We start from the raw sequence: 20626 nt of genomic DNA, 5'->3' as shown, positions 1-20626 counted from the left end.
GTGACTCCAGGCCCCCGGTGGACCAGGGAGATACCGACCCCGGGGCGACCCCTGGCGCGGGATGTGACGAAACCGCCCTGGCGCGGGACGAAACCGCCTCACCCGGGGATGAGACCTGAATCACGGTTCATATTTCCCGGAGCATTGCAAGCCAGCCCGAGTTGCACGCGCTGCGTCGAAAGAATCGATCTTGCTCGCGACGAACCAAACCCATTGAATCGCGCCCATGAAATTCCTGCGTGAGCTGCGCTCGGTCCTGAACCTGACGGTGCTGGTGGCCGGGCTCGGCTACTTCGTCGACCTCTTCGACATCACGCTGTTCGGCGTGGTGCGCGCCGCGTCGCTCCGGGACATCGGCATCACCAGTCCGGAGGAGGTGCTGTCGAAGGGCATCCTCATCTACAACTGCCAGATGGTGGGGATGATGGTGGGCGGCCTCTTGTGGGGCGTGCTCGCCGACAAGCGCGGCCGGCTGTCGGTGATGTTCGGCTCCATCCTGCTGTACTCGTTCGCGAACCTGGCCAACGCGTTCGCCTGGGACGTGACGAGCTACGCGGTGTTCCGCTTCCTGGGCGGCGTGGGCCTCGCGGGCGAGCTGGGCGCGGCAATCACCCTGGTCGCCGAGTCGCTCCCCAAGGAGAAGCGCGGCCTGGGCACCACCATCGTCGCGACGCTCGGCATGCTGGGCATCGTCGCGGCGGCCCTGGTGGGGCAGCACCTGCACTGGAAGACGGCCTACTTCACCGGCGGCATCATGGGCCTTGCGCTGCTGTTCGCCCGCTTCAAGGTCTCCGAGTCGGAGCTGTTCACCAAGAAGACGGACCCGTCGCGCGCCAACCCCTTCCTGCTGCTCCAGGGGGGCCGGTTCCTCAAGTACATCTGCTGCATCCTGATTGGCGTCCCCATCTACTTCACCACCGGCATCCTCTTCACCTTCGCGCCCGAGCTGACGGCGGGCCTCAACGTGCAGGGCACCGTCACGGCGGGCAACGCCATCCTCTATGGCTCCATCGGCCTGACGATTGGCGACCTGCTCGCCGGCCTGTTCAGCCAGTGGCTCAAGAGCCGCAAGCGCGCGGTGGCGCTGAACCTGGTGGGTGGCTTCCTGCTGATGCTCGTCTACGGGCTGGTGCCCGGGCTCACCAGCACGACGGTGTACCTCCTCAGCTTCCTCATCGGCATCATGGTGGGCTACTGGGCGGTGCTGGTGACGATGGCGGCCGAGCAGTTCGGCACCAACATCCGCGGCACGGTGGCGACGACGGTGCCCAACTTCGTGCGAGGCTCCGCCGCGATTGCCGCCAGCGGCTTCGCCGTCCTCAAGGGCTACATCTCCGTGCCCATGGCGGCCATCACCGTGGGCAGCATCTGCTTCGGACTCGCGCTGATCGCGCTCACGCGAATCGAAGAGACCTTCCACCGCGACCTCGACTTCGAGGAGGCCGGGCCGGACGCGGCCACCGAGGCCGCCGCGCGCTCCCAGCCCTCCTGAAGGGCCGGCGTCAGCCCTTGCGGGCGCTCACCCGCATGGGCATTCCCCGCTTGGGCACGAAGGTCAGCCGCGTCTGCCACTCCACGGGGTTCTTCCCCAGGTACTCCACGTCGCACTGCTGGAGCAGCGTGGCCAGCGTCTGCACCGTGTCCACCTGGGACATGTGCTGGCCCACGCAGATGCGCTGCCCCGCCCCGAAGGGCACGTAGGCGCACTTGTGCATTCCCGTCATGCGCTCCGGCAGGAAGCGGTCCGGGTCGAACGTGTCCGCGTCCTTCCAGTGGTCCGGGTGCCGGTGGATGGCGTACGGGCACATGAGGAGCTGGGTGCCCTTGGGCAGGAGCACCCCGCCCACCTCCACCTCGCCCGCCGTCTCCCGGAGGATGGTCCACGCGGGCGGGTTCAGCCGATTGATCTCCTGCACGACGCGGTTCGTATACGTCAGCTTCGCCACGTCCTCGTACTTCGGCGGCTCGCTGCCACAGACCGAGCTCACCTCCTCGCGGATGGCGCGCGTCACCTCCGGGTGCTGCGTACACGCGTGCACGGCCCACGTCAGGGAGGTGGCGATCATCTCGAAGCTGGCGCCGAAGAGGTTGACGATTTCGTCGCGCACCTGCTTGTCCTCCATCGGCTCGCTGGTGTCCCGGGCCCGCGCCTCCACGAGCGCGGACAGCAGGGTGATGTCTCCGTCCTGCGTCCCCCGCTCGCGCCGCCGGGAGAGCCGCGCGTAGATCCACCCGTTGATGAGCCACAGCGCCGTGCCTATCCGCTCGGGGTTCGGGTCGAGCCGGGGCAGCAGCTTGAAGTACAGCGTGCCCCAGGGCCCTCGCCGACGACCGAACACGTCGATGGCATCCATGATGCTCGCGAAGAACTCCTCGCGCGGCGTCTCATCGAAGCACGTGCGCCACATCACCCCGAACATCAGGCGGGCCGCCTCCGTGTACATGTCGAAGGACTCGCCCCTGGCGCCCAGGTCGGACCACCGCCGCACGCCCTTGGACAGCTCGTCGCTGAAGATGCCCGCCCACTGCCGGACCTTCTCCTTGTGAAACATGGGCTGAACCATGTGTCGCTGCCGCTTCCAGACGTCCCCCTGGCTCACGGTGAGCCCGTTGCCATTGAAGGGATTGACGATGCGCGGTTTGGGGAAGACCAGGGGCTCGTCGATGAGCACCCGCTTCACGTCCACCGGGTTCCTCAGGAACGCGATGGGGTAGCCGTAGACGCGAACCAGGGACACGTCGCCGTATTCGGCGTGGAGCTTGTTGGCCAGGGCCAACGGCTCTTGGAGCATGGGAAAAAAGCTACCCAGCACGGGCAATCCCCGAGGGCCGGCCTTGCGGCGCACGGAGGGCGAAGGAGCAGAGGTGTCCATGACCCCCGATTTGTTCCGGTCGGCTCCGCACCGTCAAGACCGCCATGCACTGACTTGAAACCGACGTCCCGAAACGGGCCAGTTGCGCTGGGAGGGGGAAGCGCCCTATCCCCTCTACCCAGCCATGGCTTCCGCCCCCATCCGACCCATCCAGAAAGTGCTGTGCGCCAACCGCGGTGAGATCGCCATCCGCGTGTTTCGCGCCTGCAACGAGCTTGGCATCCGCACCGTCGCCATCTACAGCGACGAGGACCGGACGCACGAGCACCGCCACAAGGCCGACGAGGCCTACCGGGTCGGCCACGGCAAGCGCCCCGTGGAAGCCTACCTGGGCATCGACGAAATCCTCGACGTGGCGGAGCGAGCCGGGGTGGACGCCATCCACCCGGGCTACGGCTTCCTGTCGGAGAACGCCGACTTCGCCGAGGCCTGCGAGCGCCGGGGCATCCGCTTCATCGGCCCCCGCTCCGCGGTCGTGCGGACCATGGGAGACAAGGTCGCCGCCAAGGCGCTCGCGCAGCAGGTGGGCGTGCCCACCGTGCCGGGCACGACGCTGGAGGGTGACGACGCCCAGGTACTGGCCCGCGCGCGGGAGTTCTTCTCCACGCACGGCGGCCCGGTGCTCGTAAAGGCGGCCCACGGCGGCGGCGGGCGCGGCATGCGCGTGGTGCGAGAGGAGAAGGAGCTGGAGGCGGCGCTCGCCTCGGCGCGCTCGGAGGCGAAGAGCGCCTTTGGCTCCTCGGCCGTGTTCCTGGAGAAGTTCCTGGAGCGGGTGCGGCACATCGAGGTGCAGCTGCTCGGAGACCTGCATGGGCAGCTGGTCCACCTGCACGAGCGCGACTGCTCGGTGCAGCGGCGGCACCAGAAGGTCATCGAGATCGCGCCCGCGCCCAACCTGGCCCCGGCGCTCAAGCACGCCATCTGCGACGCGGCGGTGCGGCTGGCGAAGGAGGCGGGCTACAGCAGCGCGGGCACGGCGGAGTTCCTCGTCGGCGACGACCACTTCTACTTCATCGAGTGCAACGCACGACTCCAGGTGGAGCACACCGTCACGGAGCAGGTGACGGGCGTGGACCTGGTGCAGAGCCAGATTCGCATCGCGGAGGGCCACGCGCTGAACTCGCCCGAGGTGGGCATCCCCTCGCAGGAGTCCATCCAGCCACGCGGCTTCGCGGTACAGCTGCGCGTCACCACGGAGGACCCGTCCAACAACTTCATGCCGGACGCGGGAGTCATCACCGCCTGGCGCGCGGCCACCGGCTTCGGCATCCGCTTGGATGGCTCGAACGGCTACACCAACGCGCACATCTCCCCGTTCTACGACTCCATGCTGGTGAAGGTCATCGCCTACGCGCCCACCTTCCAGGGCGCGGTGATGAAGGGCCAGCGCGCCCTGCGCGAGTTCCGCATCCGAGGCGTGAAGACGAACCTCCCGTTCCTGGAGAACGTGCTGCACCACCCCGACTTCCAGGCGGGCAAGACTTACACGCGATTCATCGACGAGACGCCGGAGCTGTTCCACCTGGCGCCCCGGAGAGACCGCGCCAGCAAGCTGCTCACCTATCTGGCCGAGGTCATCGTCAACGGCCACCCCACCATCAAGAGCCACCAGCGGCTCAAGCCCACGCAGTTCATGGAGCCGCGCCTGCCGGTGGCGCCTCCCGGCCCCCCGCCCCGAGGCACCGCGCAGATTCTCGCGGAGAAGGGTCCTCGGGGACTGGCCGAGTGGGTGCTCGCGCAGAAGCGCGTGCTGCTGACGGACACGACGATGCGGGACGCGCACCAGTCGCTGCTGGCGACCCGCATGCGCACCCGGGATGTGCTGCGGGTGGCCCCCGCCACGGCGCACCTGGCGTCGGACCTGTTCAGCCTGGAGAGCTGGGGCGGCGCGACGTTCGACACCGCGTACCGCTTCCTCAACGAGGACCCGTGGGCCCGGCTGCGCGCGCTGAAGGCCGCGGCGCCCAACCTGCTGCTCCAGATGCTGCTGCGTGGCGCCAACGCCGTGGGCTACACCAGCTATCCGAACAACGTGGTGGAGGCGTTCATCGACGAGGCGGCCGAGGCGGGCGTGGACGTCTTCCGCATCTTCGACAGCCTCAACGACCTGGGCAGCATGGACGTGTCCATCCGCCGTGTGATCAAGACGGGCAAGGTGGCGGAGGTGGCCATCTGCTACACGGGCGACGTCGCCAACCCCAAGCGCAAGAAGTACACGCTCGACTACTACGCGGACCTGGCGAAGCGCATCGAGGACTCGGGCGCGCACTTCCTGTGCATCAAGGACATGGCTGGCCTGTTGCGGCCGCGCGCGGCGGCCATGCTGATGGACCGGCTGCGCGAGGTGACGAAGCTGCCCATCCACCTGCACATGCACGACACCGCGGGCAATGGCATCGCCAGCTACCTGGAGGCCATCGAGCACGGGGTCCACATCGTCGACGTGGCCCTGGGCAGCATGGCGGGCCTCACCAGCCAGCCCAGCCTCAACGCGCTGGTGAGCGCCCTGCGCGGCCATCCGCGTGAGACGGGCCTGGCCAACGCGCGGCTGCAGCCGCTCGCCAACTACTGGGAGGACGTGCGCGAGTACTACGCCCCCTTCGAGAGCGGCCTCAAGAGCACGACGAGCGAGGTCTACTACCACGAGATTCCGGGCGGTCAGTACTCCAACCTCCGGCCGCAGGTCGCGGAGATGGGCCTGCTCAGCCGATGGAACGACGTGAAGGACGCCTTCGCGCTGGTCAACGTGCTGGTGGGTGACATCCCCAAGGTGACGCCGTCGTCGAAGATGGTGGGCGACTTCGCCATCTTCCTCCTGAAGAACGACCTGATGGTGCGCGCGCCCACGCTGGCGGAGGCCGCCACGCTGACGCACGTGAAGCTCATCGCGGAGGCGCCCCGGTTGGACTTCCCCTCCAGCGTGGTGGGCTACTTCCGGGGCGAGCTGGGCCAGCCGCCCAACGGCTTCCCCGAGGATCTGCGCGCCGCGGTGCTCAAGGGCCTGCCGCGCGTGGAGGGCCGCCCGTCCGCGAGCCTCCCCGCGTTGGACCTGGAGGCCCTGCGCGCCGAGCTGTCGAAGAAGACAGGCCAGCCGCTGTCGCGCGTGGACGCCATCTCCAGCGCGCTCTACCCGCGCGTCATGGCGGGCTACCTGGACGATGCCGCGCGCTACGAGGACGTCTCCATCCTCGACACGCCCAACTACTTCTACGGCATGGAGGTGGGCCAGGAGATCTGGGTGGACCTGGAGCCGGGCAAGACGCTGGTCATCAGCCTGTCCGCGGTGGGCGAGCCGGACGAGGACGGCCTGCGCACCGTCTACTTCGCGCTCAACGGCCACAACCGCACGGTGCAGGTGCGGGATCGCAGCCGCGCGGCTCGCGTGGAGTCGCGCCGTCAGGCAGACCGCGCCAATCCCAACCACGTCGCCGCGAGCATGCCGGGCACGGTCATCGCCGTGCACATCAAGGCGGGGGCCAAGGTGGACGCGGGTGCGCCGCTCGTCACGCTGGAGGCGATGAAGATGGAGACGGTGGTGCGCGCCCCTCGCGCGGGCACCGTCGCGGAGGTGGCGACGACGCTGAAGGCCTCCGTCCAGGGCGGAGACCTGCTCGCGGTGCTCCAGTAGGGCCGCGAGAAGGAACAGCCGGCCGTTGAGTGTGGGCGCGGCCTTTGACATGGTCGCGCCCCATGAAGCGTGCACTCCTGTCCTTCCTGGCCCTGGTGTCCTGCGCCACTCCCTCCAACACGTCGCCGTCGACCTCCGAGACCGCGGCGAGCTCCGGCCCCGCTGGCACCGCGCCCCAGGTGCCCGCGCTCCCGGAAGAAGTCCGGCTGGCGGACCTGCGGCAGATGACCTTCGGCGGAGAGAACGCCGAGGCCTACTGGTCCTTTGACGGCAAGCAGCTCTCGCTCCAGGCCCGGCACGAGGGCATGGGCTGTGACCGCATCTACCGCATGGCGGTGGACCCCACGAGCGGCGCCGCCGCCACGGTGACGCCGGTCTCCAGCGGCCAGGGCGCGACGACGTGCGCGCACTTCCTGCCCGGCGACCAGGCGATCATCTACGCCTCCACGCATTTGGGGGGCGAGGCGTGCCCGCCCAAGCCCGACCACTCCATGGGCTACGTCTGGGCTCTCTACGACACGTACGACATCTTCAAGTCGAACGCGGATGGCAGCGGGCTGACGCGACTGACGGAGACGCCGGGCTACGACGCGGAGGGCACCGTCTGCGGCAAGGATGGCTCCATCATCTTCACGTCCGTGCGGGATGGCGACCTGGAGCTGTACCGGATGGACCGCGACGGGAAGAACGTGAAGCGACTGACGCACACGCCCGGCTATGACGGCGGCGCGTTCTTCAACGCGGACTGCTCCAAGATTGTGTGGCGCGCGTCGCGTCCGCAGGCCGGCAAGGCGCTGGACGACTACCAGGGACTGCTCAAGCGCGGCCTGGTGCGGCCGACGAAGCTGGAGCTGTACGTGGCCAACGCGGACGGCTCGGAGGCGAAGCAGATCACCTGGCTGAACGGCGCCGCCTTCGCACCCTTCTTCCACCCCAATGGCCGGCGCATCCTGTTCGCCTCGAACCACGGCGACCCCAAGGGCCGTGAGTTCGACATCTGGGCGGTGGACGTGGACGGCTCCAACCTGGAGCGCATCACGTATGCGCCGGGCTTCGACGGCTTCCCCATGTTCTCGCCGGACGGCAAGTGGCTGGCCTTCTCCAGCAACCGCGCCACCGCGCAGGGCAAGAGCGACACCAACCTGTTCATCGCCCGCTGGGTGGATGACGTGAAGCCGGCCTCGGGTGCGCCGTCTGCCGCCGCGGACCGCATCCGCGAGGACGTCTCCTTCCTCGCGGCGCCCGCACAGGAGGGCCGGGGCATTGGCACGAAGGGAATCGAGGCCGCCGGAGGACTCATCGAGACGCGGTTCCAGGAGTTGGGCCTGACGCCCGCGGGTGACACCGGGACGTTCCGGCAGGCGTTCCCCGTCACCACCGCCGTGCAGCCCGGAGCGGGGACTCAGGTGCGGCTCGGGAAGACGGTGCTCCCGACGGATGCGTACACGGTGCTCGGGTTCTCCGGGCAGGGCCGGGCGCAGGGCGCGCTGGTGTTCGCGGGTTACGGAATCGTGGAGCCGTCGCTCAAGGTGGATGACTACGCGAAGCTGTCTGTGAAGGGGAAGATTGTCGTGGTGCGCCGCTTCGTCCCGGACGCCCCCGAGTTCTCCGACACGGACAAGCAGCGCCGCTTCGGTGACCTTCGCTACAAGGCCTGGCAGGCGGCGCAGCGTGGCGCGAAGGCGCTCATCGTCGTGGACTGGCCCCAGGCTCCCACGCCCGCGCCCAAGGAGTGGAGGATGCCTCCCGAGGCCACCCTGCCCGTCCTGCATCCCGAGGGCGTGGGCGACGCGGGGCTCCCGGTCGTCGTGGTGAAGCGCGCGGCGATGGAGCCGGTGATGGGCTCACTGCTGGCGCGCAAGCGCGTGGACGCGCAGGTGGACGTGAAGCTCGAGTTCGAGCAGCGCGCGGCCTTCAACGTCGCGGCGGTGCTGGAGGCGGGCGAGGGCAAGCTACCGGGCCTCGTCGTGGTGGGCGCGCACTATGACCACCTGGGCTTCGGTGGACGTGGCTCGCTGATGCCGGACCGGCACGAGGCGCATGGCGGCGCGGATGACAACGCCTCGGGCGTCGCGGCGCTGCTGGAGATTGCCCGCACGCTGAAGGAGCGCCGCGCCGCGCTGAAGCACGACGTGCTCTTCCTGGCGTTCTCGGGTGAGGAGACGGGCCTGCTCGGCTCCACGCACTTCACCCGGCAGCGAGGGGACGCGGGGATGAAGCAGGTCACCGCGATGCTGAACCTGGACATGGTGGGCCGGCTGCGGTCCGGTGGCCTGTCGGTGCTGGGCGCCGAGTCCGCCACCGAGTGGGGGCCGCTGCTCGCGCGTGCGTGCGACGAGGCTCGCGTCACCTGCAACCCGAGCGGTGACGGGTATGGCCCGAGCGACCACTCGCCCTTCTACGCGGCGGGCGTGCCGGTGCTGCACTTCTTCACAGGGACGCACTCGGACTACCACAAGCCGACGGACACGGTGGAGGACATCAACGCCGTGGGAACCGCGCAGGTGGCGCGCATCGTGTCGGCCGTGACGGTGGGCCTGGATGGGGCGACGGCGCTGACGTACCGCAAGGTGCCCTCCCCCGCTCCGCGCGGAGACCTGCGCAGCTTCAACGCGTCGTTGGGCACGGTGCCTGACTATGCGGGCCCGCCCAACGGACAGAAGGGCATGCTGCTCGCGGGTGTGCGCGCGGGAGGCGCGGCGGACCAGGCTGGAATGCTGCGGGGTGACATCCTCGTGCGACTGGGCAAGCACGTCATCGGCGGCGTGGAGGACCTGATGTTCGTGCTCAATTCCTCCAAGCCGGGTGAGACGGTGGAGGCGCGAGTGCTGCGCGAGGGCAAGGAAGTCCCGCTCGAGGTGACGTTCCAGGAGAGCAAGCGCCCTCGCTGAGCCGGTTTGCAGGGAGGCTCGCGCAGAGCCCCAGAAGTTGAATCACAGAGCGGGCCCGGCTTTCGTTCCCATAGGACGCCCCGGGCCCGCGTTGTTTCCGAGCACCTGAGTCAGCGGGACTCAACCCCACGGACCAGGTCCGGGCCGTGTCGAAGCTTGAAAGCAAGACAGTGGGCACGGACACGAGGTCGACAGCCAAAAGCCATCGTCTCTCGTTGGGTCGATCACTCCTTGACTGCCGTTCCTTGACGCCTCGCCTGGACGGGCAGTTGCAGATAGGAGGCGTGCTTGCCGCCGGTGTGGACGACGTGCTGTCCGCTGTTGGCAGGCGTGTACTCGCGGATTCCGGGCATCATCGTTCCCAGAAGGCTCCTGCCGCTGATGACGAAGCGGAGCTGTTCGCCGGAGTGGAACGCGAGGCCGATCGGGAGCAGATCGATTTCGACCTCGACGACCTCACCAGGTGAGAGCTTCTCGACCCTGTCGAAGCTGTGGGCGGGCACCGCATCGGTCGACAGCGTCTCGTCCAGGTGGCGCAGAGAGACACGCAGGCGTCCGTCCGAGCCCTTGTACCGGAGAATCGAGGCGCCGCGCTCGGTGATGTCCTGCACCAGCGCGCTCTGGTTGGGTACGGTGAACTGCTGCAGTGGCGTGCCGTACGCATCGAGCTTCTGGACGAGGATGAAGAGGTCCATGTCGTCCGAGCCGCGTGCTTCGACCCAGAGGTACGCCTTCGGGTAGCCGACCAGGACGGTCTCCTTGTCGAAGCGCGTGATGAACGACACCGCATCGGGGTTGGAGCTCACGTCGTAGACCGCCGTCGCTTCAGCGCTCGGGGCTGTCGTGGTCAAGGCGCGCGAGCGGCCGTCGAGGTAGTACTTCGTCGGCGTGACGTCCTTCGGGGGGAACTCGCCCGCACCGACCGCGACCTGATCGCCGCCTTCGAGATTCAGGACCGAGTACCGGACGCGCGGCGTCTGCTCCCACCCGTTGTCCTCGCCCTTCAGGTAGCGGTCGAAGAAGCGGCGCAGCTCCTCCCGGTTCGCTTCGTCGTAGTAGTCGGGCCACTCCTGGGAGTTGTGGATGCGGAGCCACTTCTCCTTCGAGGCCATCCGGCGCCATGCGCGGAACGTGCCCGCCGTGTGCAGGGTGTTCGAGTAGCTGGCCACCACGTATGCCGGAACGGTGATCTGCTCGAAGCGCGGGATCTTGTTCTCCCACAGCTCGGTCATGAGGGGATACCGCTCGGCCTCCGCGAGGATGTCCTCTTTGCGCCCCTTGCCCCAGTAGCTGTTGTCCTGCAGCTGCCTCGCGAACCCTGTGTCAGGCATGCCGCCGCGCAGGACGAGGTCCCTGTAGACGTCACTGACGCCCTCCCAGGGGTTGATCGCCGCGAGGTGCGGGGGCTGTTCGGCGGCGGTGAACCACTGCGACACCGCGAGATAGGACGTCCCGCTCATCGCGACCTTACCGGTGCACCACTCCTGGACGGCCAGCCACTCGATCAGGTCGTAGCAGTCGCGTCCCTCCTGGCGATCCCAGATGACGCTGTCCCCGTCGGACTCGGCCACGCCCCGAATGTCGGGATTGCAGATCGCGTAGCCCCGCGCGCACCAGTACGCCGGGTCCGGCCCCTCGAACTTCTCCAGCCCCGACACAATCCCGTTGTCGAGCCCGACCATCTGGAAGATGCCCATCACGCTCGGGGAGGTCCCCTGGCCCTTCCCGTACGGGCTCCATGCCACGATGACCGGCACCTTCTGCGTTCCGGCGGGGCGAAGCACATCGACGTAGATCTTCACGCCGTCCCTCAAGGTGACGGCAACGTCCTTCTCGAGGACGATTTCGACCGGCACCGACTGGAACGGGGGCGCGATCTTGAATCCGGCCGGCAGGGTTCGCGTGCCTGGTTCGAACCCACTCAAGACGCCGTACCTGGCGCCCGGCTTCAACGGCTGGGACGGTACGAACACCTTCTGGTCATCGCTCATGACGAACTCCTCGTGTCTCTTCAACCAGGGACCAGCCCCGTGCCGGTCCTCGTCCTTCGGGCCCCGGACATGGATATCCGCGCTCCCGGCCTCCTCGACATAAAGAACGTTCATTCTGTTTGTCAAGTCGAACGGAGGTGTGACGAATCTGTCGTGAGTGGGATTAATCTTCCGTCATGCCCAAGCTGAGCGAAGGTTCGAGGCAGCGGCGGCGCGAGAGCATCGCGGCTGCAGCCATGCGCTGCTTTGCTCGTCAGGGCGTCACCAGCACCTCGATGGCGGACATCATCCGCGAGGCGGGCTCATCCGCCGGCTCGGTCTACTCGCACTTCTCGAGCAAGGCCGAGCTCTTGCGCTTCGCCGCCTCGATGGCGCTGAGCGAGCTGGTCGCGACGGTGAGTGACGAGCTGCCTGCGGAGCGCACTCCCGCCAGCGTCCTCGCGCACCTGCTGCGGTCGAGGAGCGACAAGGCGCACGCGCAGACCCTCCTTCAGATATGGGCGGACGTGCCTCGCGACGCGGAGATTGAAGAGATCGCTCGGGACAGTGTGATCGAGTTTCGCACACTCGTGCGGTCAGCGTTGCTGCCCTGGTGTCAGGCTCCCGCGCGAGCAAGAACGAGGAATCCGGACACTGCCGCGGACGAGATTTCCGACGCCGTCGTCACGGCCGTTCAAGGCTTCGTGGTCAGGGTCAGCATCGACCGTGACCTCGACAGTGAGCTCGTCGCAAGCCGCCTGGTCGCCTTCTTCGAGAAGGTCTGAGCCCATGTCCGAGGAGCGTGGGATCGCACCCGACGCCCGGGGCGTCCCGTTGACCGAGAGGCGCTCTTTCCAAGGCTGCCTGATTAACAGTGCGGGAGGGGCCCGCGTTGCGTGCGGCGAGTCCACCAAGTATGGCAAGGCGTCATGGCAAAGAACTGGTTCAAGGTCCAAGTCGTCACGGGCCACGAGAACAGGGTGAAGGACGCGCTCCTTGAACGAATGAAGGCCTATGACTTGCACAGCCAGATACGGATTCCCTCCGATGGGATGACCCTTCCGGGATACATCCTCGTCGAGCTGGAAACAGATCAAGCCGGGAGAGTTCCAGAACAGATCTGGTACACCATCCGTTCGACTCCCAGAGTGACCGGGATGGACAGTGGGCAGCTCCCCATGCCACTGCCTCCCGAAGAAGTCGCACGGCTCGTACACGGCGTGACGGAAGCGGCCAGCAAACCCAGACACACATTCGTACGCGGAGAGGCAGTGCGCATCCTCTCGGGACAGTTCGAAGGGTTTACTGGCAAGATCGAAGAGGCCAATCCCGACAAGAGAGTGCTGAAGGTCGCGGTGACAGTGTTTGGCCAGTCAGTCAGCCTTGATTTGAGTTATTCGGATGTGGAATAGAGCTATAGTCAGGTGCCCGTCACCTGCTGTCAGGATGCCGTCCGGCAGTCGGTTACTTTAGACTTCTTCAAACGTCGTCCCTGTCGCCCCCATGCGTTCCAAGGCGTCCTTGATGTCCTCCCGGACAATCAGCACGATGGCCCAGCCTTGGGGGCGGAAGATCTTGGCGTCACCCACCCGCGACGAGTCGATACGCATCCCCCGCACGTCTCGGTACTTTCCCAGCTTCTCGGGCCGCCCATCTTCTGGGGTCCATTTTTTGATGTGTCTGGAGACTTGCTCGTCAATGCACTGAATGAGCTGAGTCGCCACGAGAATGAAGAACGGCTCAGGCTGACCCTCAATTTCGACGGGCAGGGTCTGCACCTCCTCGGCTGCAAGTTCCGAGAAGACGGACGCCACTCGGGCATGGACCACCGGGGCCGCGAACGCCGCTCGCGAGAAGTCGAGCGCCCTGCCAGGAACCGTGATGGGGAGCTTCAAGGGCCCCAGGTCCGGGAGTCGCTCGCCCCGGTAGAACATCCACGGGTCTTCCACCTCCCGACCGTGAGCATCGGTGGGGGTGCCGAGCAACCATCGCCCCCCAATCCGCATGTCGTCCTTCAGGTCGAAGTACCGCTTTGGCATGTGGCCCATTGTGGCGGTCCTAGGTGCCCGTCACCAGTCTATTGAGATCACTCCCCGGCGAGGCGATTTCCACGGCGAGGTCGCGAAGTTCAGCGGAGAGAGCCTCGCGACATCGCTGCATGGTGCGGCACCCCTCGGTTGCCTCAGTCAGGCGCTGGAAAACCGCTTCGTGGTACTCCTGAGGGTGGGGCCCCTTGTGGCCTTTGACGCGGACGATGTTGGCCGGGTCATTCAGCGACATGCCCGCCTTGTCGAAAATCGCCTGGAGCCGAGGTGACCACGGCCCCTCATTCTTCGTCGACTTCCACCACTTGTTCGTGGCGATGTGGTGGTCGTGGCCCTCCGCGTCCACCGAAGCAACAGCCGTGCCCGCCATGGACCAGGCCACCGCATCAGGAGCGAGTGCCACGGTGACGGCCCCGCCCGACACGGCCACCGCGCCGACTTCTCCCACGAAGCCAAGGCGGAGGCCCGCGCGGTCCCCAGCCAGCATCGCGGCCTGGGCGGAACCGGGCAGCGTAGGCACCTTGTTCGCGAAACCCGCGGCCGTGTTCCCCACGGCAACCACCGCCAGCAGCGCGAAGGCACGCGCCGCGTTCCGGCCCATGACCTGTCCGTAGCGCTCCCCTGCTTCGCGCAGTTCGTCAAACGTGGTCGCCCGGTCCGCCTCTTCCACGAGTCGCTTGAAGCCCTCAATCAGCGTCCAGAAGGTGTCGACTCCAAGGTAGACAATCGCTGTCGCTGTCATCACAGCAGCCAGGCCCTTGCTCACCGGCTCTGGCACAGACCAGAGAACCATGTAGAGGGTCATGGTCCACAGTGCCGCCGACAGCGCCGCGTGCGGGTCAGCCATGTCCTTGAAGGCGTCCAACATCTCTTCCAGGACCACGCCTTGGGCCAGGGCCATGGTCAGCGCATAGCGCCCGTCTCCGCTCACGGTGGGGCTGTCCACCAACAGCCGCAGGCAGTCGCCCTTGCGTCCAGTGCGCTCGCACCAACGTAGATATGCCCGCGACAGCTCCACCTCCGCAGGCGGCATGTCGGCGGCCAGCGCATCCCCCTCCAGCAGTGTCACCTGTCGGGTGCGCGGGTTGAAGAGGTACACCCCGCTGCGAGACTCCACGCCCAAGAGGTTCCGCGCTGTCCGCTGGGGATTCACCGAGGGCCGAATCTCCCGCGCCAGCCGGGCCACGGCTTCCTTGAACTCACGCCGCTCCAGCTCCACTGGTCCGGCATCGCCGCTGTGAGGTGTGAAGACAACCGATGGCCCCTGCCCCGTCTCCAAGCGCACCAGGCGCCCTGAAGCGCAGCCTGTCAGCCCAACCAACAGCAGAAGCGCGGTAACGCTTTGCACGCTCATCCAGCCCTCCCATAGGAAAGGGCGCCATCTCCGAGAGAGGACCGGACCATTGCTGCGATCTGGACCTGGATGTCCGTAAACTCAAGCTTTATCAGACGCCTGGACCAAGGACGATGCGCTCTACATCGCCAGCAACTCCTCCGGGCTCGTCATCTTCGGCATCAGCGACCCGGCCAATCCCGTGTTCGTGCGCCGCGCCGATGGCCCCCTCTTCAACATCTTCCTAGTCCAGCGGCGACTTGAGTCCCTGGGAGACGACCTGGGCCCGGGCCAAATCCTTCGCCGGCTCCGCGACGCGCCAGGCACTCGCCCATTGAACCCGGCGGAGGGTCGCCGCGAGAATGCGTCCCCCGCGCCTCGCGGCGAAAGCCCCCATGCCCCAAGACCTCGCATCCCTCACCGAGCTCTCCACCCTCGAAGCCCTCATCGACGCCGAGGGGGTGGACGGGCTGCTCGCCGCGCTCAACGACGCGCTCGCCCGGACGCCCGCGGACACGCGCGTGCTGCACGAGGACGGCCCCACCGTGGGGCCTCGGACGCTCGGCGTGCTGCGCAAGGCCGTCACCCTCGACGCGGACTTCCTGCGCGAGCACCCCGAGGCCCTCTTCCAGTGCCTCTACAACCGGCTGCGCTGGTACGACGCGCCAGACGCCGCGCGGCACTTCTCCGTCACGGGACAGGGCCCCTGGGACGACCCGGAGGCGCACCTCCACCAGCTCGCGGCCTGGTGGCGACGGCAGCGCGAGTCCTCCGGCGGCGCGCCCTGGGTGGAGTCCCTCCTGCCGCTGCGTGGCGCGCTGGAGGGTGCCGACGTGTACTTCTGGCACGAGTCCCAGGTGTTGTGCGCGGCCTTCGATGCGACGGGGACGCGGCTCGCCACCGGCTCGTACACCGACGGCTCGCGCGCCGACGGCAACAACGTCCACATCTGGGACGTGGCGACGGGCAAGCAACTCCGGGTGATGGAGGGCCACGAGATGGAGGTGCGCGGGATTGCGTGGAGCCCGGATGGCAAGCAACTGGCCTCGGGCTCCAGGGCGCATGAAGCGCGCGTCTGGGACGTGGAGACGGGAGAGCACCTGCACCTGTTCCGCCGTCAGGAGGGACAGGTGACGTCGGTGGCCTTCAGCCCGGACGGCACGCTGCTGGCGGTGGCCAACCTCGGCTGGCTCATCCACCTGTATGACCTGGACACGGGTGAGAAGGTCCGCACGCTCAAGGGGCACCAGCAGTCCGTGCTGAGCGTGGCGTTCCATCCCTCGGGGCGCTGGCTCGTGTCGGGCGCATCGGACGACACGGTGCGCGTGTGGGAAGTGGCCACGGGCGAGCAGGTGGCGCGGTTGGATGCGCAGCGCTCCGTGAGCACCGTGGCCTTCAGTCCGGACGGCGAGTGGCTCGCGTGGGCGGACCTCGACGACGTCGGCGTGGCGGAGACGAAGACCTGGCAGCGGGTGCGCGGCATCCAGGGGGGCTCGCGCTACTCCCACGTGCAGTGGCTGGGGTCCTCGCGGCTGGGCCTCTTGGGGTACGACCGGCTGGAGGTGCTGGACGTGAAGGACGGCGCCTCGGTGTGGTCGCGTCCCTATTCCTCGGACGGGCACGAGCGCGGCGCGGCCTTCTCGCCAGACCTGAAGCACTTCGCGCTGACGGCCGTCGATGGCGGTGTGCTGCTGAGCCGGCTCGATGCGCCCACGCCCCCCAGGCTCCTCTCCGAGCAGCACCGCGTGAAGCACCTCTGGGGACGGACCGAGGGAACCCTGGCCGTCGCGATGCGGATGGATGGCATGCTCGCCATCGATGCCCAGGGCCACGTGCGCGAGCCACCGCCCGAGACCAATGCATCCAACCTGCATCCCTGGCGCTTCAGCGGGAACGACGCGCTGGCCGCCTATCCCGTCACGAACTACCTGGAGGACGGGTGGCGACGGGGCATCCAGTTGTTCGACCTGGCACGCCTCGCACCGACGATGGAGCTGACCGGCAAGCCTCTGGAGGGGCGGGATGCGTCCAGGAAGATGACGATGAAGCAGGTCATGACCTTCTCCCCGGACACGACGCTGCTCGCGGGGACGTTCGAGCTGGGCGTGGTGCGAGTGTGGCGCGTGGCCGACGGCCAGTTGCTCCACACATTCAAGGGCCCCGAGGCCCCTGTCACGATGGTGGAGTTCACCCCGGACGGCGGCTACCTCGTGTCGGGCCATGAAGAGCCCTCCCGGCTCCAGGTGCACGACGTGAAGACGGGCCGGCTCGTGCTCGACACGCAGGCCCTGATGAAGCCCGCGGTGGCGTACACGGCGGCCGAGCACGTGCCGCGCATCGCGGTGGGACGGGCCTCGGGTGATCTCGAGCTCTTCGACCTGTCCACGGGGTTCCGGCGCTTGCTCCAGGTCTCCGAAGAGCCGGTCATCACCGCGAGGCTCTCCGAGGATGGCCTGCGGGTGGCCGTGTGCGCACTGGACGACCGGGTGCGCATGTATGAAGCGGACACGGGGCGGCTCATGTACGAGATACAGCACCCCGCGCTGCCGTTCCTGGTGGCCATGGACGGGGATGTGCTCGTCACCCGCTCGGATGACCAGAAGACGCGCTTCTTCGACCTCGCCACGGGGGCGCCGAGAGAGGTGCTCGATGGTAGCGCGGAGCCCGATGAGGTGACGCGCCGCACGTACTGGGAGGTGCTCAGCGACGAGCCCGTCGCGTTCCATCGCCGGATGGACACCACGCCCCTGGCGCGCTTCCACGACTCGCTGGAGGAGGCGATCATCCTGCGTGACGGGCTCGTCGTGGCGCGCGGACTCACCGTCCCGGACTTCCTCTACGTGCTGAAGCTCCACGACGCCTCAGGCGAAGCCTGAGGCCCGGAGTCACTGGCAGCCCAGATGCCACTGGCGCTCCACGCCGTCGAGCCGCACACGAGGCTCGGCGGCCCCGCGCATCAGCCTCCCCCGCGGACCGCGGCCTCGATCTTCGCGATGTCGATCTTTCCCATGGTCATCATCGCGTCCATCGCACGCTTGGCCGCCGCCTTGTCTGGGTGGGTCGTCGCATCGAGCAGCACGCGCGGCGTGATCTGCCACGAAAAACCCCAGCGGTCCTTGCACCAGCCGCAGGCGCTCTCCGCGCCACCATTGCCGACGATCGCATTCCAGTAACGGTCGGTTTCTTCCTGGTTCTCGGTGACCACCATGAAACTGACCGCCTCGTCAGGCTTGAACGTCGGCCCGCCGTTGAGCCCGACGAAATCACGGCCGAGGACGGTGAACTCCACGGTCAGCTCGTCCCCCGCCTTGCCATCGGGAAAGTCGGTCGCGGCTTCGTGGCCCGGGCCAACGCGGCTGTTGGGGAACACGCTGGCGTAGAATTCCGCGGCTTTGCGCGCCTCGCCATGGTCGAACCACAGGCAATTGATAATCTTCTCCGCCATTTCGCCTACCCTTTCCTTGCACCGACCAGCGCGAACTCCGCGCCTTGCGGATCGACCCCGTTCATCGAGAAATCGCCGCCGGGGATTTAGTTCGGACCGTTGAGCACCTGCCCGCCAGTGGCCTCGATTGCCACCTTCGCCGCGTCGAACAGCCAAACCAGCAACAACAGCGCGGCAGCGGGAGGCACGTTCATCCATGCCTCCAACAGGATAGCGCTTCACCTCCGTGACATGTCCACACCATGGCCGCGAACCGGACCAGGATGTCCAGAAACTCAAGCTTTGTCCGGCGCCTCCTTCCTGCGACGCTGCGCCCAGGAGGAAGTCCATGCACACCGCACGTGTCGTCGTCCCGCTGGCCGCGCTCTTCCTGGCCGTCGTCGGATGTGGGGGTGAATCGTCACCGGAGCTGGAGCCCAGACAAGAGGTTCACTCGACATCGCACGCCCTCGCCGGCGTCTGCGACGGCGTCACTTGCAGTGGTCATGGCGTCTGTCGTGACGAGGCAGGCACCGCGCGCTGCATCTGTGACGAGGGGTACACCGACGCCGCCTGCGCCACGCGCGGTGGAGACTACGGACGGCGCACGCTGCTCGTCCCGGGGATGGCGGACCCCGACGTCTATAAGGAGCACGACGACCTGTTCTTCCTGTCCGGCACCGGCAACGGGTGGCAGTTGCCCATCTACGAGACGCGAGACCTGACGAGCTTCCAGCTCAAGCGCTCCTATGACCCGTCCGTGGTCGACCCCGTGTATGACTATTGCTTCCTCTGGGCGCCTGACCTCGGCAAATACGACGGCGTGTACCAGCTGTACTTCTCGGCGCACCGAGTCCCCAACGGCGCCGCGTGTCCTCCGTCCGGCCAGGAGGTGACCACCTTCGTGGCCACCGCGCCCGACCTGAACCTCCAGTTCGGCGCGCCCCAGCCCATCAACGCCAACACCACCTGGCCTCGCACCTCCACCGGCACCGCATGCCTGCCGCAGGGCTGCAACCGGAACATCCGAATCGACTCGGCCACGTTCAATGACACATCGGGCCGCTGGTTCTTCTATGTCTGGTTCGACCGGGGCAACAACATCTCCTCCTTCAACTCCGCCGCCCCCGGCACCGTCTACAACCACGCGGGCCCGGCCATCTTCTCGACGCCCTCCTACGAGGAAGGCATCAACGAGGCCCCCGAGGTCTTCAAGCGCAATGGCCAGTACTACCTGCTGCTCAGCGGCGGTTGGTACAACAGCCAGTACGCCATGTATTACGTGATGGGGGACTCCATCCCCCAGCTCACGCGAGCACGGGCGGTGCGGCGGCTCTCGCAGCCCCTGCGCAACACCGCTGGCAGGCTGGTGCAGAGCCACGGCCACAACGTCATCGTCGAGCGCCGGGGTGAGTACTTCAACGTCTTCCACGTCGGCGCCTTCGACGCCTCGGGCAACCTCACCTCGCGCAGCACGTACAAACAACGCGTCGCCTTCAAGCCGGACGGCTCGCTGCACTCGCTCAACCAGGTGAACGTCCGGTGGAACAAGCTGACCGGGTACAGCTACTCGCTTGACGTCGTGCTGCGCGACGGCACGGTGATTGGCCCGTGCCTGTCCGTGGCCGTCCTGGGACAGGCCAACAAGACTGTCTTCGACGGGGTGTGCCGCAGCGCTGGAGACCGCGTGGTGACCAAGGGCGACATCGCCGCCTTCCGCATCTTCTATTCGAACAACAACGTCTGGGGCCCCTTCGTCGAGCGGGCCTATGACGGCATCTCCGACGACGTCACCCTGGACCTGCCGGGTGGCTACACGCCCTTCGTGGACTTGAGCTGGAGCGAGGAGGAGACCACCGCTCAGTACTCCATCGACGTGCAGCGACGAGACACCGGCGCGTGGATTGGCCCCTGCATCGGCGTCACCTCCGTCAACAAGAGCCTCTCCTGGACCTACCTGGGGCGCTGCGACACGCCCGGCATCAACGTGCCCTCCTCCAACATCCAGGCCTTCCGCATCTGCTCCGCGGTGAATGGCGACTGGGCCCGCGCCCGCTGCGGCGCCACGCCGTATGACGGGCGAGGCATGCATTCGCACATCGTCATCCCCTGAGCCGCCTGCATCTCCCCTCCGGGTGCGCATCCGCGACGATGCCACCCGGAGGCCCACACGCCATGTTCCGTGGCATCCGCGCTCGCGAGCACACGGCCGCTTTGACGTCGATCATGTATCTCACCTGCTCTTGACAGCGACCGAGGGCCGCCGCGGCGAGTCTGTCCCGCCCTCACCGCAGCGCACATGCCACCCCTGGACGGCCTCGCAACCCATGGAGTTCCCGGGGACGTACTGGCTCCGGGAGGCACGCGGCAGGCGCCCCGACGGTGACTGCGGTCATCACGAGGATGGCGCCAGACCTCACCGGGGCACTGATCCCCTCGCCATGTGACGGTCCACCTCACTA

Annotated in this window: 12 protein-coding genes; 7 read left to right on the top strand and 5 right to left on the bottom strand. The window is 67.4% G+C overall.

Annotated elements, in window-relative coordinates:
- Positions 1-226 precede the first annotated feature (226 nt).
- Entirely contained in the window at positions 227-1492 is a 1266-nt protein-coding gene (locus HUA75_RS12075) for an MFS transporter (protein ID WP_174486446.1), read from the top strand.
- Between the two features lie 10 nt (positions 1493-1502).
- On the opposite strand, the gene HUA75_RS12070 is transcribed toward HUA75_RS12075, so the two are convergent.
- Entirely contained in the window at positions 1503-2873 is a 1371-nt protein-coding gene (locus HUA75_RS12070; protein ID WP_174486445.1) for a cytochrome P450, read from the bottom strand.
- 124 nt (positions 2874-2997) lie between these two features.
- Between HUA75_RS12070 and HUA75_RS12065 the strand changes: the two genes are divergently transcribed.
- Both HUA75_RS12065 and HUA75_RS12060 read left to right on the top strand, forming a co-directional pair.
- Positions 2998-6501, top strand: a complete 3504-nt coding sequence (locus HUA75_RS12065) for a pyruvate carboxylase (protein WP_174486444.1) — start codon at positions 2998-3000, stop codon at positions 6499-6501.
- A gap of 62 nt (positions 6502-6563) precedes the next feature.
- Positions 6564-9392, top strand: a complete 2829-nt coding sequence (locus HUA75_RS12060) for a M20/M25/M40 family metallo-hydrolase (RefSeq protein WP_174486443.1) — start codon at positions 6564-6566, stop codon at positions 9390-9392.
- Between the two features lie 224 nt (positions 9393-9616).
- Here the strand turns inward: HUA75_RS12060 and HUA75_RS12055 are convergent, their stop codons facing one another.
- A complete protein-coding gene (locus HUA75_RS12055; RefSeq protein WP_174486442.1) occupies positions 9617-11383 on the bottom strand; it encodes a CocE/NonD family hydrolase in 1767 nt (588 codons plus the stop codon).
- 176 nt (positions 11384-11559) lie between these two features.
- On the opposite strand from HUA75_RS12055, the gene HUA75_RS12050 reads away from it, so the two are divergent.
- Positions 11560-12147 carry a TetR/AcrR family transcriptional regulator gene (locus HUA75_RS12050; RefSeq protein ID WP_174486441.1) on the top strand — a complete coding sequence of 196 codons (588 nt, stop codon included), beginning with the start codon at positions 11560-11562 and terminating at the stop codon, positions 12145-12147.
- A gap of 144 nt (positions 12148-12291) precedes the next feature.
- Positions 12292-12774 carry a transcription termination/antitermination protein NusG gene (locus HUA75_RS12045; RefSeq protein WP_174486440.1) on the top strand — a complete coding sequence of 161 codons (483 nt, stop codon included), beginning with the start codon at positions 12292-12294 and terminating at the stop codon, positions 12772-12774.
- A 57-nt stretch (positions 12775-12831) separates the two neighbouring features.
- On the opposite strand, the gene HUA75_RS12040 is transcribed toward HUA75_RS12045, so the two are convergent.
- Together HUA75_RS12040 and HUA75_RS12035 are read right to left on the bottom strand one after the other, a co-directional pair.
- Positions 12832-13296, bottom strand: a complete 465-nt coding sequence (locus HUA75_RS12040) for an imm11 family protein (RefSeq protein ID WP_371746097.1) — start codon at positions 13294-13296, stop codon at positions 12832-12834.
- Between the two features lie 124 nt (positions 13297-13420).
- Positions 13421-14761 (bottom strand): AHH domain-containing protein, encoded by a 1341-nt coding sequence (locus tag HUA75_RS12035; RefSeq protein ID WP_174486438.1) that lies wholly within the window; start codon positions 14759-14761, stop codon positions 13421-13423.
- A 374-nt stretch (positions 14762-15135) separates the two neighbouring features.
- Between HUA75_RS12035 and HUA75_RS12030 the strand changes: the two genes are divergently transcribed.
- On the top strand, positions 15136-17616 hold the full coding sequence (locus HUA75_RS12030; RefSeq protein ID WP_174486437.1) for a WD40 repeat domain-containing protein: 2481 nt from the start codon (positions 15136-15138) through the stop codon (positions 17614-17616).
- An 80-nt stretch (positions 17617-17696) separates the two neighbouring features.
- On the opposite strand, the gene HUA75_RS12025 is transcribed toward HUA75_RS12030, so the two are convergent.
- Positions 17697-18185 (bottom strand): VOC family protein, encoded by a 489-nt coding sequence (locus tag HUA75_RS12025; RefSeq protein ID WP_141646533.1) that lies wholly within the window; start codon positions 18183-18185, stop codon positions 17697-17699.
- Between the two features lie 328 nt (positions 18186-18513).
- On the opposite strand from HUA75_RS12025, the gene HUA75_RS12020 reads away from it, so the two are divergent.
- A complete protein-coding gene (locus HUA75_RS12020) occupies positions 18514-20277 on the top strand; it encodes a family 43 glycosylhydrolase (protein WP_254627500.1) in 1764 nt (587 codons plus the stop codon).
- Positions 20278-20626: the final 349 nt, after the last annotated feature.

It is taken from the genome of Myxococcus sp. CA040A (assembly GCF_013336725.1).
Taxonomy (GTDB): domain Bacteria; phylum Myxococcota; class Myxococcia; order Myxococcales; family Myxococcaceae; genus Myxococcus; species Myxococcus llanfairpwllgwyngyllgogerychwyrndrobwllllantysiliogogogochensis.
The sequence above is the reverse complement of the archived record's forward strand: the minus strand, read 5'-3'. Positions and strand labels throughout refer to the sequence as shown.